The organism is Algimonas ampicilliniresistens (assembly GCF_030159955.1).
In the GTDB taxonomy this organism is placed as follows: Bacteria; Pseudomonadota; Alphaproteobacteria; order Caulobacterales; family Maricaulaceae; genus Litorimonas; species Litorimonas ampicilliniresistens.
In genome coordinates this window covers 829,382-843,970 of the sequence record NZ_BSNK01000002.1, presented here as the reverse complement: position 1 = coordinate 843,970, position 14,589 = coordinate 829,382, and the positions used below count along the sequence as shown (strand labels likewise).

14 protein-coding genes are annotated in these 14,589 nt (G+C 52.3%); 2 read left to right on the top strand and 12 right to left on the bottom strand.

The window, feature by feature from the left end; translation table 11 throughout:
- Positions 1-71: 71 nt before the first annotated feature.
- Positions 72-836 carry an endonuclease/exonuclease/phosphatase family protein gene (locus QQL54_RS11910; protein WP_284390955.1) on the top strand — a complete coding sequence of 255 codons (765 nt, stop codon included), beginning with the start codon at positions 72-74 and terminating at the stop codon, positions 834-836.
- Between the two features lie 17 nt (positions 837-853).
- On the opposite strand, the gene QQL54_RS11905 is transcribed toward QQL54_RS11910, so the two are convergent.
- From QQL54_RS11905 to QQL54_RS11855, 11 genes are all read right to left on the bottom strand, one after another.
- A complete protein-coding gene (locus QQL54_RS11905; RefSeq protein WP_284390953.1) occupies positions 854-1,525 on the bottom strand; it encodes a Crp/Fnr family transcriptional regulator in 672 nt (223 codons plus the stop codon).
- A gap of 287 nt (positions 1,526-1,812) precedes the next feature.
- Complete coding sequence (locus QQL54_RS11900; protein WP_284390951.1) at positions 1,813-1,971, bottom strand: hypothetical protein; 159 nt, start codon at positions 1,969-1,971, stop codon at positions 1,813-1,815.
- A 112-nt stretch (positions 1,972-2,083) separates the two neighbouring features.
- Complete coding sequence (locus QQL54_RS11895; RefSeq protein ID WP_284390949.1) at positions 2,084-2,344, bottom strand: DUF5710 domain-containing protein; 261 nt, start codon at positions 2,342-2,344, stop codon at positions 2,084-2,086.
- 619 nt (positions 2,345-2,963) lie between these two features.
- Positions 2,964-3,542, bottom strand: a complete 579-nt coding sequence (locus QQL54_RS11890; protein WP_284390947.1) for a type II toxin-antitoxin system VapC family toxin — start codon at positions 3,540-3,542, stop codon at positions 2,964-2,966.
- Entirely contained in the window at positions 3,542-4,354 is an 813-nt protein-coding gene (locus tag QQL54_RS11885; protein ID WP_284390945.1) for a hypothetical protein, read from the bottom strand. Before QQL54_RS11885 ends, QQL54_RS11890 begins: the two co-directional genes overlap by 1 nt.
- A gap of 69 nt (positions 4,355-4,423) precedes the next feature.
- Positions 4,424-5,458: an IS1595 family transposase gene (locus tag QQL54_RS11880; protein ID WP_284390943.1), complete on the bottom strand. Its 1,035-nt coding sequence runs from the start codon at positions 5,456-5,458 to the stop codon at positions 4,424-4,426.
- A 100-nt stretch (positions 5,459-5,558) separates the two neighbouring features.
- Positions 5,559-6,113 (bottom strand): hypothetical protein, encoded by a 555-nt coding sequence (locus tag QQL54_RS11875; RefSeq protein ID WP_284390940.1) that lies wholly within the window; start codon positions 6,111-6,113, stop codon positions 5,559-5,561.
- 86 nt (positions 6,114-6,199) lie between these two features.
- A complete protein-coding gene (gene astD / locus QQL54_RS11870; protein ID WP_284390938.1) occupies positions 6,200-7,567 on the bottom strand; it encodes a succinylglutamate-semialdehyde dehydrogenase in 1,368 nt (455 codons plus the stop codon).
- Positions 7,564-8,826 carry a hydrolase gene (locus tag QQL54_RS11865; protein ID WP_284390935.1) on the bottom strand — a complete coding sequence of 421 codons (1,263 nt, stop codon included), beginning with the start codon at positions 8,824-8,826 and terminating at the stop codon, positions 7,564-7,566. Before QQL54_RS11865 ends, astD begins: the two co-directional genes overlap by 4 nt.
- Entirely contained in the window at positions 8,823-10,163 is a 1,341-nt protein-coding gene (locus QQL54_RS11860; RefSeq protein ID WP_284390933.1) for an N-succinylarginine dihydrolase, read from the bottom strand. Before QQL54_RS11860 ends, QQL54_RS11865 begins: the two co-directional genes overlap by 4 nt.
- The gene (locus QQL54_RS11855) at positions 10,160-11,137 is read right to left on the bottom strand and encodes an arginine N-succinyltransferase (RefSeq protein ID WP_284390932.1); all 978 of its coding nucleotides are present in this window, start codon (positions 11,135-11,137) and stop codon (positions 10,160-10,162) included. Before QQL54_RS11855 ends, QQL54_RS11860 begins: the two co-directional genes overlap by 4 nt.
- 207 nt (positions 11,138-11,344) lie before the next feature.
- Here QQL54_RS11855 and QQL54_RS11850 point away from each other — a divergent pair, with 207 nt between their 5' ends.
- Positions 11,345-12,535, top strand: coding sequence for a serine hydrolase domain-containing protein (locus QQL54_RS11850; RefSeq protein ID WP_284390929.1), 1,191 nt, complete (start codon positions 11,345-11,347; stop codon positions 12,533-12,535).
- A 22-nt stretch (positions 12,536-12,557) separates the two neighbouring features.
- On the opposite strand, the gene QQL54_RS11845 is transcribed toward QQL54_RS11850, so the two are convergent.
- Complete coding sequence (locus QQL54_RS11845; RefSeq protein ID WP_284390927.1) at positions 12,558-14,582, bottom strand: LamG domain-containing protein; 2,025 nt, start codon at positions 14,580-14,582, stop codon at positions 12,558-12,560.
- Positions 14,583-14,589 lie beyond the last annotated feature (7 nt).

Below are 14,589 nucleotides of genomic sequence, written 5' to 3'. Positions count from 1 at the left end.
GGAACGGCTGGGGCCTTCAGGGGTTCCTTACATTGCACGCGCGGACTGACAAGAATGGAGACGGCAGATAGATGAGCGAAAAATTCTCTGTCTTGTCCTACAATATTCAGGCCGGAATCGGGACCCAACGGGCCCATCATTATGTCACGCGCGCTCACAATCAGCTGATGAGCACAAAGGTGAAAGAGCGCCGATTACGCTCCATCGGCAAATTCATTTCGGAATATGATGTGGTTTGCCTACAAGAAGTCGATCCCGGTGGTCGTCGCGCGGGATTTTCCAATCAGGGTGATGTGCTCCGTCAGGCCAGTCAGCACCCCCACCATGTATTCCAGGAAAATCGATCTGTGCGCGCTATTTCCCGTCATGGGAACGCAATCCTGTCGCGTGTCGCGATCAAGAATTGCGAAGATCTGAAATTACCGGGACGGATTGGTGGGCGCGGCGCATTGGTGGTCGAACTCGATATGGAACCCGCCACCGTTGTGGCCTGCGTTCATTTGTCTCTTGGGCTCGAAGATCAAACCGAGCAGCTCGCATTCCTTGCCAAGCACCTTAACTTACCGCGTTATGGTCGCGCCCGAACGATTGTTTGTGGAGACCTCAATTGCAGCGCTAATTCTGCGCCAATCAAGCATTTTTCGACCCTGACAGGGTCACGCCCCCTCACTGGTGGGCCGCATAAAACCTACCCATCTTGGGCCCCTCGATTAGGGCTTGATCATATCCTGAGTGATGATCACGCGCACAAACATGGGGTCGAAGTTGAAGATGCCGGATTTTCCGATCACCTGCCCGTATCCGCAAAATTCAGAGCCTCTATTCTTCGTCCCTAATATGGCAGCGCAGGTGACTACAGATTGGCAACAAGCCGGGTTGGCTCCGCGTCTGTGTAGTCCGACTCTAAACGCATACCGCAAATCTGAGAGAGAGCCGCGACATCCTGGACGATAATACGATTGCGCGCATAATCTATCAGCTCTTCTCTCCGAAAAGCGCTCATCAGTTTTGAGATTGAGACATTCGTCAAACCGAGCATGTTGCCGATCTCTTCTTGGGTCATTGGAAGGTGAACGGTCTTCCCGACTGATGATGGGTCTGTCTGTTGGGCGACATCAATGATCTTAAGCATAGCGAAGGCCAGTCGCTGACGCGCTGATAATTGTCCAAGTGTTGTTAGATGGCGATAGGCACGACGAGTGTGCCCTGCGAGAGTCTCGAAAAGCCAAGCTGTTAGCGTTTCGTCCTGGGCGCAAAGCCTTAGCAACGTGTCGATTTCAATTCGGTATACAGACACAGTTTGAAGTGCGACCGTTGAGTAACCTTCTGCGCTCTGGTCATTGAGACTCGTCATCTCTGCGATACTGCCCGGACCGAGTATATCGATGATTTGTGTATTGCCCGTTTCAATCGACAGTTTTGAAACCGCCCACCCTTCAGAGATCAAATAAATTGCATTTCTTGGGTAGCCTGTGTCGACAATAGCATCGCCTCGCGCAATTTTAATCCGGCGCTGGCTTGCCAATTGTAACCCGCTAACCAATGCAGGTGGCAAACGGCCCAGAACGGGATCTGAACTCGAAGTTAAAACCGGAATCGTCGCAGTTAGGCGGGTGATATGACAATCTCTGATAAAAGTAGTTAATGGTAAGTGTTGATCAAGAAACGCCTGCACGAGCGGTTCTGTTCCAGATAACTTATTACAAACTGATCACAGTGTGACGGGCGACAGATTAGCGAGACGAAAATTGACTCTGTTGGCTCAAAACTCAGCAAACATGTCTCGGGACAACGTAAAGTCGGGTTCAATAATCAATCGAAACGATTGCCATCCGGCAGAGATTGTTTGCCAGCCTGACCGCCATCTGTTTCTGCATCATCATTGAGTGCGGGGGAGCTCGTCATGTCGGCTTCGTTCGCCTCATCGCGAACTTTTTTAGCGGCAGATTTCTGTTTGTCAGTTTCAGTCATCGTCTAATCCTACAATCGTGAGAGGGCTGACTGACACTACGTTTCGAAAACTCTTCGGGTTCCGATAAACGGTCACACAGAGTGTGAACGTGACTCTAGATTGATCGGGACTCTAGGCCAGAAATGAAAGCTGATCGCCGCCCTGAGTTGACCGGGCAATATTGGAATTGGCCGCAACAGACGGCGAAACCATCCCCTCAGGTCCAAACGGGTCGGACACGTCGCGTCCAGAGGGTTTGCGCCAACTATAAACCTTGGCCAGAGCCGATCCGGGTGGACAATACCAACGCTTCACCGACGCATCCCAGCGCGCGCCAAGCCGCTTGGCGATCTCCCGATCCTTATAGGCCACATTGATGTAACGTTTGGTCATGCTCAATCTCTACGTTCCAGAATTAGAACATAGAGAGAACAAACGGGATTTTCAAGGAATAAATTGGCGTATGTGTCTTTGACAAACCCACGAATCGGGTCATCAAGTTTGGATGAACCAAACTATCATTTCAGCAATTCAGAATCGTGAAATTTTGGAGTTTCACTACAAGGGTCGGATGCGTCGGGTTGAGCCTCATATGTATGGGATCGACACAAAAGGGCATCCATCCCTAAACGCTTGGCAGCTTTCCGGCGGTAGTGGCCAAGACTTCCGCAATTTTCACTTAGATATTCTATCCATGCTTTGCAAAAGTGGACAAACATTCTCAGGTCCAAGACCCGGATATAACCCAAACGACCCGGCGGTGCCGCAAGTCTTCGCTCGGCTATAACGTTGCAGTTACACCATCTTGGCCGATTGGCTGGAATTTTCTTAAGCGCGCAATTACTAGAATGTTGGAACATGGGTTAATGTTACAACCAATCATAGGTTTATTCAATCGCTATCCATTTTATTATCGGTTTTAGCGATCTTCCTCAGCTTCCGCTCAAACGCTTCCTCTGACTCATCACATTCGAGTTCGCGGGCGGTCTGCTTGAATTTGTCGAGTTGGGTCTTAGGAGGCATTGTTGAACATTGTAGGCGATGGATGAACTGGCGTGCATCGGTTAAGCTGAATTACCCTTGATGCGAGCGGGTCACTTTCTATACCCTCACACCACTCCTCATAGGTCAACATGGGAATAGCTTTCCCGCCTTCTGGGCTACGAGGCCCCTTGCCGTTATCGAAGGTATGAAAAGCGTCAAGTTTAACCTTGTATGTTAGCTCTAGTTCTAATGCAGTAGCGAGCATGATCGCATCCCCTGTAGTGAGAATACGCTTTGTGGAATTATTTTTCTTGTAGGGCAGATCCTTTAACTCAGCAGATAATGCGCCAATATTTGGATCGTTACCTACGGTAATGATTTGGCTTCTAAAATCGGCGAGAAAGTCGTTAAATGTTCCATACTCTGATCTAACGAGCCTCTTTGGAGTGACTTCTGAGAATGCTATTGAGGAGGTGTAGATCTTACATTTGCCAAGTTTAGCGTCCTCCAAATACTGTTTTATACTTGGAATGTCGTATATATCTTTTTCGTCATTCAAAAAGGCTATGAATACGTTGGAGTCCCAAAACAGGTTGCTGACAGACATTACCACAAATCCCCATCTCTAATGGGAGGAACATCAAAAGCCCCACACCACCGCAATAGGTCTCCATCAGTAGCCACTGGCGTGATCAACTTAATGTCTAATCGCGTGGGCAGTCTCTTTGTGCCGTCATAGCTTGCCGCAGCTTGAACAATGACTCGCCTATCAAGGGTTTCCCTCAAATTTGTCACAGACACGGAATTGCAGATACAGTCAATTTCTACATTACCCGCAGACAGAATGAGTTTTGCGCTGTGGATTTTTCCACGCAAATCGACTTCTTTTATAGTTCCGTCAAACTCCCCAAAGGATGTGCCCTCATAGAAGGCATCTTCCCGCGCGGGTTTCGTAAATTTATCCAATATTACACCAGCCTGTTTATCAAAATAGGTGTCGAACCTGACTATGTTATCGTTATTCTCAGGCATCTGCATTTCTCCGTGAGAGAAAGTCTTATCTGCGCCATCGCCCAAGGCTGCCAAACTCTTTAAAACTTGGATCGGTGTGTCAGGTTTTATAGGGCCGCCTGTTGCAATATCATTTGCAATTTCTTGGTAATACTCAATGCCAGAAGCGCTAAAACTCACCTTGCGACTGTAAACCTCCTCGGATATTCTCGCTAGAGCACTGCCGTATTCTAAATTTGTTATGAGGTGGTTTACAGCCTTCTTGCCGTTGACGTGCTTATCAGCAGCTTTCAGTCCGTTGACAAAATCAGCCAATTTTTTGGCAAAAACATCCGCCCTGACCGCTCCATCTTTTTCATGGCGCAATCCATAAAGTTTGAAGTCTATTTCTTTAACTTCACGTACCAACTTACTGACCTTTCAATCAGATTCTATCGGCCTGCAGACGTAAAATCAAACCCATACTGAAACCCAACCTTAACAGGCGGCTTGGCCGTCAACTGATCGATACGTCAAACGCTTGCCTACGATACCTTGCAGGGCGTTTGCCGTCCGTCCCATATCATTCACGCCAAGGCGCTCACGGTTGTTATAGCGGAAGTCGAACTCCGCTAGATAGCGGTGCAGATGCTTCTCGTTACAGTGCTGATAGACGCCCTTCATGCCGCGCTTAAAGATGCTGTAATAACCCTCTAGCGTGTTCGTGTAGGCTTCACCGCGCACATATTCGCCGCGAGAATGGTTCACGGCTTCATGGCCCGCATATTCAGGGCCAACGTCTTTGTAGAGCAAGCTTTCGTCTGTCATGAGGCGGGAACGACGATCCACATTCTGACGCACAATGCTAGACACAGTATGCTTGTTCGCACGGTCCACGTTGAAAGAGCGAACAGAGCCGCCGCGCTCAACCAGAGAAACGATAGGGAACTTGTTGCCGGGACCGCCGCCCAGACCTTTAACGCCACGACGCTTAGCCGCTTTCTTCTTTTTGAGGCTAATACGGTTGCCGAAATAGGTCTCATCAGCTTCCACGACAACGCCTTCACCGCCCATAGGCGGTAGATCGCCTTGCATCATGGCTTCACGCAAGCGGTGAGACATAAACCACGCGGTTTTGTAGGTGACTTCCAACGTGCGCTCTAGCTGCTTAGAGCTAATGCCCTTCTTAGAACTCATCATCAGAAACGCGGCTTGAAGCCACTTGTGCAACGGGACGTGGCTGGACTCGAACACAGTACCGACCGTGACGGTGAATTGCTTACGGCAAGCGTAGCACTTCTTGATGCCGTAGCGGGTTGGGCTGTATTTCCAGACCTGATTGCCATTAGCGTCCAGCTTCAAAGACTTGTCAGCGTTTTTCACTTTACGACGCGGGGTCACAGGCTTAAGCGCGCCGACCTTTTCAGCCTCACCGCAATGCGGACAGACAGGCTGGCCCTGCCAGATCAGTTCTTCGAGATAAGCGAAGGCGGCAGCTTCATTGTGAAAGAAGGATTTGGACAGGATAGACATACCATCCTAGTGCCTAATCACACTGGGTTTGTCAAGTATATATACGCCAATAAATTCTTACTGAAACGACAGTTTCGCTGTCATGATGCGATCCGCTGCGTCATGCAAAAAGCGCGAGAAAGAGAAACAGAATGGATCCAATACTCAGAGCGACAATGGTTTTGCCGCGATAGGCTTTGGACAGGAGCCCGACGAGAACGCCGCCCAGAACCACACCGATCAAGAACAGAGCCACGAATTTTTGATAGAGTTTGAACAGGCTTGGACCGTGACCCTTGTGAAGTTCGATCATCGATTTTTGTAGGTTTGGGTTGTGGCGCGTGGCGGTGAGTCCATCCGGCGTCTGAGACAAAGAGAGATAAGTCCGAGACGTTGGGCGTAGCTCGATCGTCGTGCCGCGATCACGGATATATTCGAACGAGTGATCAATGCCGCTCTGTGAAAGCAAGGCGCGCACATCAGCTTCTAAACTATCGCTGCTGAAATCGAGCATCGAGCCCGCCGGTAACACCACGGGCGTGTCCACCGTTTGGCCTTTATTGCCGATCAGATAGAGCCCACCAGAAATGGCAACCAAAATGAAAGCCGGAGCCATTAAACCGGCAAAAATCAGATGTAGATTGATCAACAGTCGGCGAGTTTTCAGTGCGTTCATGGCAAGGGCTCCGATAGGCAATTCAAGCGCGTTTATTGGCGCAGAGGTTGGGTCGTGGCAAGTCGGCTGAGCTCAGACGGGGCTCACTAGAAATTCGGCAAAGCCGGAGACGTCGGAACAGCCGCGATCTGACTGGCCTGCGGCCACGCACAATAATCCGCCGCATAATAAGCGCCAGGTCGGAAATTCCCAGACAGACCTGGACCGCCGAACGGCATGGAACTGGCGGCCCCCGTTGTCGGCTTATTCCAGTTAACGATCCCGGCCCGCAGGCGCGGCCGCGCGTGATCCCAAAGCGCCGCATCGTCACTGACCAGACCTGCCGCTAAACCGAACCGAGTATCGTTAGCGAGCGCGATCTGAGCCTCTATGCCGTCCGTGCGATAAACCTGCAGGAAAGGCGCGAAAATCTCTTCGTCCGGCGCGTTAGCCTGTGTCACATCCATAAGGCCGGGACGTAAAAATGCGCCGTTGCGCTCTAAAGCGACGAGCGTCTGCCCGCCTTTAGACATCAAGTCCGCTTCAAACTGGATGGCAGCCTTGGCAGCATCCTCAGACACGACTGAGCCGATAAATACATCCTCATCCGGCGCGCCGACAGCCATCGCAGCGATCCGCACCATGATCCGGTCGAGAACAGCATCACCAAACGCCCCGGTCGGCAAAATCAGGCGGCGCGCACAGGAACAACGTTGGCCGGCAGATATAAAGGCCGACACAGTCGCGATATCGGCCGCGGCATCGATATCGGCGGCATCGTGAATGATCAGCGGATTATTACCGCCCATTTCCAGTGCCAAAATGACATTCGGACGCCCCGCGAAATGCTTATGGAAAAACGTCCCTGTTCCGGCGCTTCCGGTAAATAAGAGTCCGTCAATATCGGCATTTAGGAGCGCAGCCCCTGTGTCGCGTCCGCCCTGAACGATGTTCAATACACCGTCGGCTAAGCCTGCCTCTCGAGCCAGATCTGCGAAAATATCACCCACGCTCGGAGCCAATTCGCTCGGTTTAAAAACAACCGTGTTCCCGGCCAGCAGGGCGGGAATAATGTGACCATTAGGCAAATGACCGGGAAAGTTAAACGGTCCAAAGACCGCCATGACGCCGTGCGGTCTATGATTGAGCGACATGGCGTCTGAAGCGGTTGATCCCGCGCGTTCAGCCTGCGCTCGGATCGAATGCGCAACTTTGCCCGCCATGGCCCCAGCTTCGGTGCGGGCTTCCCACATGGGTTTTCCGATTTCGTCCGAGATCGCCCGCGCGATCTGTTCCTTACGAGCCAAGATAGCCTCGCCCCAACGCTCCATCATCGCAATACGCTCGGATAGGGGCGTCATCGAAAAGTTGTGAAACGCCTCACGAGCAGCCGCAACAGCACCCTTCACCGCCTCTGACGACGCGGCGGCGCCGTCCCAGACAGTCGCACCTGTAATAGGATTGGTAGACTTCATGACATCAAGGCCTTGATCGCGGGGCCGTCCATACGACCATCCGCCAAACGATTGAGAAGGAGCGCGGACAGTCCAGCTCGTTCAGACAGGCTGCTAACCACCATAAATTCGTCGGATGAGTGAATACGCCCGCCGCGAACACCTAGTGTATCGATGTTGGGCGTCCCAGCCGCGAAGACATTATTCCCTTCGCAAACACCGCCCGTGTCCTTGAAGACCAAATCGAGGCCGATCCCTTTCGCAGTTTCCCGCACATCACCGATCAATCGATCTTGCGCGGCATTGCGTGGTTTTGGCGGGCGATAAAAACCACCATGCGTATGTGCAGTGATGCCGTCACGTTTGAGAACTTCATCAAGTGCTGTCATGATCTGCGCTTCCGCCCATTCGGCAGATTCTGGATCTGGAGCCCGAGACCCAACCCGCAGCACCGCATTATCGGGCACAATATTCACTGCTGCACCGCCATCGACGGACCCGACATTAAATACGACCCCGTCGCGCACGCCCATTAAAGCTTCGACCTTAAGCGCCATCTCACACGCTGCCCAAATGGCAGATCGTCCCTTTTCCGGTTCACGGCCAGCATGGGCAGAGCGACCCCGAAAGATGATATCCCAAATGCCTGAGCCCTTGCGCGCCCCAGCCAGCGCGCCGTCTTCCATGGCAGGCTCAAACGTCAGTCCGACATGGGCTTTTTTAGCGGCGTCCCGCAAAAATGTGTCGGAGGCAAAATTGCCCGTTTCTTCATCGGGAGTCAGGATGATTGTGTAACCCAGTTGATCCGTTTCGCCGTGCGCTTCGAAGGTCTTCAGCGCCTCAATCATCACAGTGATCCCGCCCTTCATATCGGCGAGGCCCGGACCGTTGAGCTTGCCGTCGCCAATATCCGTAATGTCAGTGAAGCTATTCGGAGGAAAGACCGTGTCATAATGCCCGGTCAGAACAATCTGTATCGGCGCGTCAGGACGCTGCACGGCCCGCAGGACCGGGCCTGTGTGAAAGGCGTCCGTCTCGCCCTTTGCGTTGATTTTCTCAATCGGCGGCGCGTTGACAATTTCGACCTCGGCTCCGGTTTCGCGTAGCGCCTCTGCAATGGATGGGGCTAGCTGTTTCAGCCCGTCTGCATTCCAACTGCCCGTATTGACGGCAGCCCAACCAAGCACACGGTCGAGCATTGCGTCTTGCCGCGTTGCCGCATGATCGAGCGCTGCGCGATCCGCTGCGTTTAGATCAGCCAAATTCACGGATTGCGTCACGCGGCATCCTTCTGAAAATCGTAAAGATTGGGGAGGTCCAGAACGGCAGAAAGCGCGTCCAAAGTTTCGCGAACATCCGTCAGGAATTGCGGGTCGCCTATGTCCTCAATCGTCAAGCGATCTCGATAATGGTTGGACACAACGCCCCGGAGCGCCGCGATTTTATCTTTCGTCATCACCACGCCGGAATGAACCGCACCCATTGCGTCCGCGCCCATCGCAACACGCAGTCGCAGACAGGCCGGACCACCGCCATTGCTCATGCTCTGTCGCAGGTCGAGATAATGCGCGTCTTGAATAAACCCATCCGCGAGCAAGCTGTCGACATAGGCTTTCGCGCTCGGCATTTCTTCCGTTTCCGTCGGTAGGATCATCGCCATGCTGCCAGCCGGAAGCGACACAAGCTGCGAGTTGAACACATAGGACTTCACCGCATCTTCAATCGGTATCTCAGCACGAGCAAAACGCGGCGCAAAGCCGAGCGGATCGCAGGCGCGCGTCAGGTCTGCTTCCATCTGATCCGGAGTTTCAAAGGCCAGCGCGTGATACAGCATTGTGTCTTCATTCACGACGCATACGACATCATTGTGAAACGCGCCTGCATCAATGGCCGCCGGATTCTGCCTTAGGAAATGCGCCCGGCTAAGACCGTGATGGCTGGCCAAGACGTGACAGCTTTCCAGCGTTTGGCGGGCTGGGAATGTTGGGTCATCATCCCGTGCGGCAAGCGCCGCCCTGCCGTAGACGAACACTTCCAATCCTTCTTCACCGTGGGACTTGCAAAGACGGTTGTGATTGGCTGCGCCTTCATCGCCCAGCATAGGGTTCATCAGCAGGGCGTCATGAACTTTGAAATGAGCGTCATCTACAAAGATGCGCGATAGAATGCGTTGCGTCAGCCCATGCTCAAGCGCGCGGTGCGGCATGGAAATCAGATTGGCCGGAGTGAAATGGACGCGGCTATCGCTCGTGTCTGCGGCGGGGGACACGGTCGCCGCATTCGCCGTCCACATAGACGACGCTGAACTAACATTGGCCAGCAGTGCCGGGTTGGCGCGCAGGGCCAGTTGCAGAATATCGGCATCAGATCCCGTAAAACCCATTTGGCGCAGCACGGAAATACGCGGCCCATCATGTGGCGGCAGCACGCCCTGCGGAATGCCGAGATCAATCAGCCGTTCCATTTTGGTCAAACCTTGAAGCGCGGCCGCTTTTGGATTGGAAACGAGGCCCTTGTGCGAGGCGCTAGCGATATTGCCGCGCGACAGACCCGCATAATTATGGGTTGGGCCAACCAGCCCATCAAAATTCATTTCTTGTGTGGTTTTATCTGTCATGAGTGCCGCCTATCTTGAGCCAGTGCGATCCGCGCTTGTCCGAGAGGTTTGGCCACATCAGAAATGAAGCCAGACGCAATATCCCCCGTCGTCAGCGTGGCGCGAAAATCCGTGCCTGTTCCAGCAAACGCCAACAGCCGTTGGGGACCGTCCTTATAATCCACAATGTCACGAACCGTCCGAGCGATCAGCGTCGCGTCAGCGCGGCACTGGATCGCGGGACCGCCATCAAAAATATCGCACAGTTCCGTCTCCTCAAAACCTGCGCCCATCAACAAGTTCATTGCCCCGCGTGAAATGTCGTGGGGTCGACCCGCGCAAATCCGCGCCGCATCCGGCAAGAGGTTCATCAGGATCGGCAAGCTTGGCAGCAATTCCATGATGAAGCGCCCATCTGAGGCAGACAGACGATCGGCGATGGCGAAATCCGTATTGATGAATTTGGAGGTCAGATGCTCCCAAAACGGGCTGACCCCGGCCTCATCTACCCAACCGCGAATATCCGCCATCAGGCGACGATCGAACATGTCGGGATGCGATTCCACGAAGCAAAGCCGGCCAAGCGAGAGCAGCCGCGCAACCCCTCGACCCCGTGCTTCTGGTGCCAGAAAGATTGAGGCCAGTTCGGTATAACCATCGAAATCTGTGGTCAGTTGCAGCGTCTCATATTCGGTTCGCAGATCCATTTGTGAGGACAGCCGGGCATGGCGCGATCGTTTGAAGGAATAGAACGGGCGATCCACGCCGAGTTTAGGGATAATCCCGGAAATCCCCATCACTGCGCCGTCGCATTCAGCGACGAAGAGCAATCGGTTTGCTTCCGGCTCTCCACCCAAATAGCGGTGCGTGGCATTGATATAGGCGTCCACCCGCTCCCGTGTGCGCGGGACCGTCGTCAGCCCCGCTTCTGCAGCACTCGTAAAGCGCGCAATAGCTTCGGCATCATCAGGGGTGGCTAGGCGAAAGACGTCCAAGGAAGACCTCGTCGCTTGCGTCCGCGAGCCGGTCCGTTGGGGCACAGCAGTCAGGGGACGTGGCGACCATCTAGCGGGGGAAGCTAGGTGATTCAAGGGGCGGACATCAACAGTTGAGGGTCGGACATTAAGGGCAAGCTGGTCATACGCTTGAAGAAACCGCAGTCAGACCGTAGACAAACGTTAGACTGAGGAACGGAACACAATATGACCTTTAAGATTATTGCTGGTTTGCTCCTCTCTGCCTGTCTGGCTTCCTGCACTCAAGGACTGGACAATGAAGGGCCAGATGAGCTGGCCACGTCGGCAATCCCTTCCACATCACAACTCGGCTCGGATTTCTCTGCGACTGACACAATGCTGACGGAAGCCTGCGCAACAGATGTGTTTTCGGGAATTGTCACAATCGTGACACCGACAGACATGATTTATAGCTTTGCTTGTAACGGCGGAGCAACTGACGACCCCACCATAACCAGCGACACAAATTTCAAGCTCTTCTCGACCAGCAAACAGATCACGGCGACGGTGATTATGCAGCTTATAGAAAGCGGTGATCTGTCGCTCGAAACATCTGTGTCGGACTTCTTCGCCGAAGCTCCGCAAAGTTGGAATGACGTCACCGTCAGAGATCTTTTGATTCACAGTTCTGGAATTCCCGATCTTACTTTAGGTCTCTTGCAACAGTACCAATCCGGGGTGGTGCAGCACACAGACGCTGTAGAATTGGCCATCTCAACGGCCGAGACTTCACCCGATACGTCGGGCACCGGGAGTTGGACTTACAATAATTTTGGTTATGAAATGCTCGCTGTGATCGCAGCAAAAACTTCGGGTCAGCCGTTTGACGCGCTGGTCCGTATGCGCGTGTTTGAACCCGCTGGAATGGTTCACGCCAATATGGAACAGCTAGATACCAAGGCAGGTGATATGGTCGCCGTGCCAGATGACGGTCTTATCCAAGGCTATAACGGCACGGCCGGCGCGCGTACAGAAACGCTCAGCTATTCCTTTGTTCAGCAAGGTGCAGGCGCCGTCCATGCGTCTGCGTCGGATATGATCAATTATTATCGGGCTTTGTCGGATGGTCGGCTTCTCTCTGACGACAGCCGAGCGCTACGCCGAGCACAGACTTTAACAGTCAGCGACGCGACAACCGTCATACCGGGTTGGTTCATTACACAAACCCGAGACTTGGAAACACTCAGTCATTCGGGCGGTAGCAACGGCTATATCTCATGGTTTGGTATTATTCCCGAACGAGACGTAGCGATTATCATGCTGAGCAATTACGGCGATGCCCCGACCCGTAATATTCGCGAGGTCTTGTTCGATGATTTGTTGGGCCCGGTCTCACCTGTCGAAGTAGACGCGCATAACGGCGCCCACAACGACTAGGGGTTTTAGGCAGGAGCCATCCCTAATGAGCTCCAAAACTGACAGATCCGGACACACTTGCATTGTTGTGAGTGGCGCTTCTATCGCTGCCATCCGTGTGGAGCGTCCAATCCCCCACCAAACCCGCTGATGAAGAACTCACTTCACTATTGATCGTTTGGCGGAGTTTAGCGGCGTCAAGAGCAATGTTCCAAACGCGCGCATGGCTAATCGAACCTTCATAATGAATATAGGGCTCTTGGTTTTGCTGAACACTCCCAATCAATAGGGGTAAGTCATTGCTGACATTAAGCGGAGACGCCAAGCTGCCTGATAAGGTCGCCGAAATCTGCTGACCATCAACAAAAACGGTCATGGATGATCCCGACCGAACAGCTGAAACGTGATGCCAGTCACCGTCAAATACGTTCGACGCATCTGTAACAACTTGGCTGTAACCAAACCCATTATCCGTCGCGAGTTTGAATTTTCCATCAGGTTGCAGAACGAGAAGCAACCCAGCATTGGCGCCACTACCCCCCGCAGTCGATTTCTTCCCAAAAATCGTTCCCGCACGCGTTGGTTTTATCCAAGCCTGTAATGTGAAATCTCCAGTTCCGAACTCATAGGCTGCGTTCGACGGAACAGAAAGATGTCCACTGCCACTTAACTTAGCGGATGGGTTGATCGAAAAAACCTTGCTTTTTTCACGAATGATGATGAGCGAGTTGTATAAATACTCGCTATCCCCCGTTTCTGGATCTGGATGCTTACCACTTAGATAATCATAAGTCGTGATGATCTCGAAGTTGTTATTCTGACTGGAATGCTGAGTCTTTTTAACCTTCCCCTCATTACTCGAGTAAAAGGTTTTTATATTTGACGGCAATGTTGCAGAGGTCATCAAGCTATTATTTCCGGCGAACGGAATATCGAACATACAGGCCATTTGCTGAACGATTGCGCCCGTTTTGGGGTCCTTCAAACTAAACGTCATAGCATAGCCTAGGCCATGAAATTTAGAGTCGCTCTGGAACCGAAAAGCTGTGGCAGAATACCATTCGCCCAAATTGATATTATTAGGGCCCGTTTTGGACTTTAAGGGCGCCAATGTCTTGGTAAGAACGTTATGATCGCTGCCCTCGTAAATATACCCAAAATCGAAATCGAGTTCGTACTTCGTCAAGTTGTACAGGTAGACATTCTGATAGGTATAATGAAGCGCATAGGTTAGAATTAAGTAGATCGTCGCAACCACCAAAACACCGACGAGTGTGTATGCTAACGCGGATGCAGTGATAGCGACGAAAGCGCCTTCGGCTGCTTCACCCACAGCGGCGACACCTGCTGCCCAAGCAGCTGCGACTCCGCCGCCCTCGGCCACCAAACCCCCGATAAATGCCTGCGTAAAGACATAGACCATTTGAAGCGCGCCCGAGACAGCGGACCAGAGAACCTTGAATACTGCTGTATTGATACTGGCTAGCGCTGCGGCAAACGCACCAATACCAAGCGACGAAATCACACCGGCAACGGCGGCTCCAAGTGCTTCTGTCCCAACAACAAACAAGACGGTATCGATAATAATACTATTTTGATTACCAACCCCGAAGTGCATCGGAATATTCAAACGGACGAAGTATTTTTTACCGTCCACTGTAATGTACGTTGTTTCACGATCGATCTTGTATTTCTTCGCAACAGCATCGATTTGCGACTGGCTTTTAACTTCCTCAAGAACCACACTTTCGAGCATATCAGATTTACGCATCGTAAGCGTATGAGACTGACCATTGACTGTCTTGGTATAGGTGAAGGTCTCATCGCCATTGCTCTTCTGAGACGTTGCCAGTTTGTTGAAGTCGACTTTTGAAACAGCTTTGTAAAACTGACCTTGATTAAACGCGATTTGCGCAAGCGTCTTAGTTGTCGCGTCACTGACGTTAGCACCGAGCGCGATGTTACCCACTCGCGTCGTTCCACCTTCAGCTGTATTCTGCGGGTAGCTTGAGGTAATGCTTTCGACTCTTACCTGATTTCCAATATCAGCTGATACCATTACGGCCATGACCATT

What these genes read in the sequence shown, in the direction of transcription:
- QQL54_RS11910 (WP_284390955.1), top strand. Translation starts at nt 72, where the DNA reads ATGAGCGAAAAATTCTCTGTCTTGTCCTACAATATTCAGGCCGGAATC.
- QQL54_RS11900 (WP_284390951.1), bottom strand. Translation starts at nt 1,971, where the DNA reads ATGACTGAAACTGACAAACAGAAATCTGCCGCTAAAAAAGTTCGCGAT.
- QQL54_RS11895 (WP_284390949.1), bottom strand. Translation starts at nt 2,344, where the DNA reads ATGACCAAACGTTACATCAATGTGGCCTATAAGGATCGGGAGATCGCC.
- QQL54_RS11890 (WP_284390947.1), bottom strand. Translation starts at nt 3,542, where the DNA reads ATGTCTGTCAGCAACCTGTTTTGGGACTCCAACGTATTCATAGCCTTT.
- QQL54_RS11880 (WP_284390943.1), bottom strand. Translation starts at nt 5,458, where the DNA reads ATGTCTATCCTGTCCAAATCCTTCTTTCACAATGAAGCTGCCGCCTTC.
- QQL54_RS11875 (WP_284390940.1), bottom strand. Translation starts at nt 6,113, where the DNA reads ATGAACGCACTGAAAACTCGCCGACTGTTGATCAATCTACATCTGATT.
- astD (WP_284390938.1), bottom strand. Translation starts at nt 7,567, where the DNA reads ATGAAGTCTACCAATCCTATTACAGGTGCGACTGTCTGGGACGGCGCC.
- QQL54_RS11860 (WP_284390933.1), bottom strand. Translation starts at nt 10,163, where the DNA reads ATGACAGATAAAACCACACAAGAAATGAATTTTGATGGGCTGGTTGGC.
- QQL54_RS11850 (WP_284390929.1), top strand. Translation starts at nt 11,345, where the DNA reads ATGACCTTTAAGATTATTGCTGGTTTGCTCCTCTCTGCCTGTCTGGCT.
- QQL54_RS11845 (WP_284390927.1), bottom strand. Translation starts at nt 14,582, where the DNA reads ATGGCCGTAATGGTATCAGCTGATATTGGAAATCAGGTAAGAGTCGAA.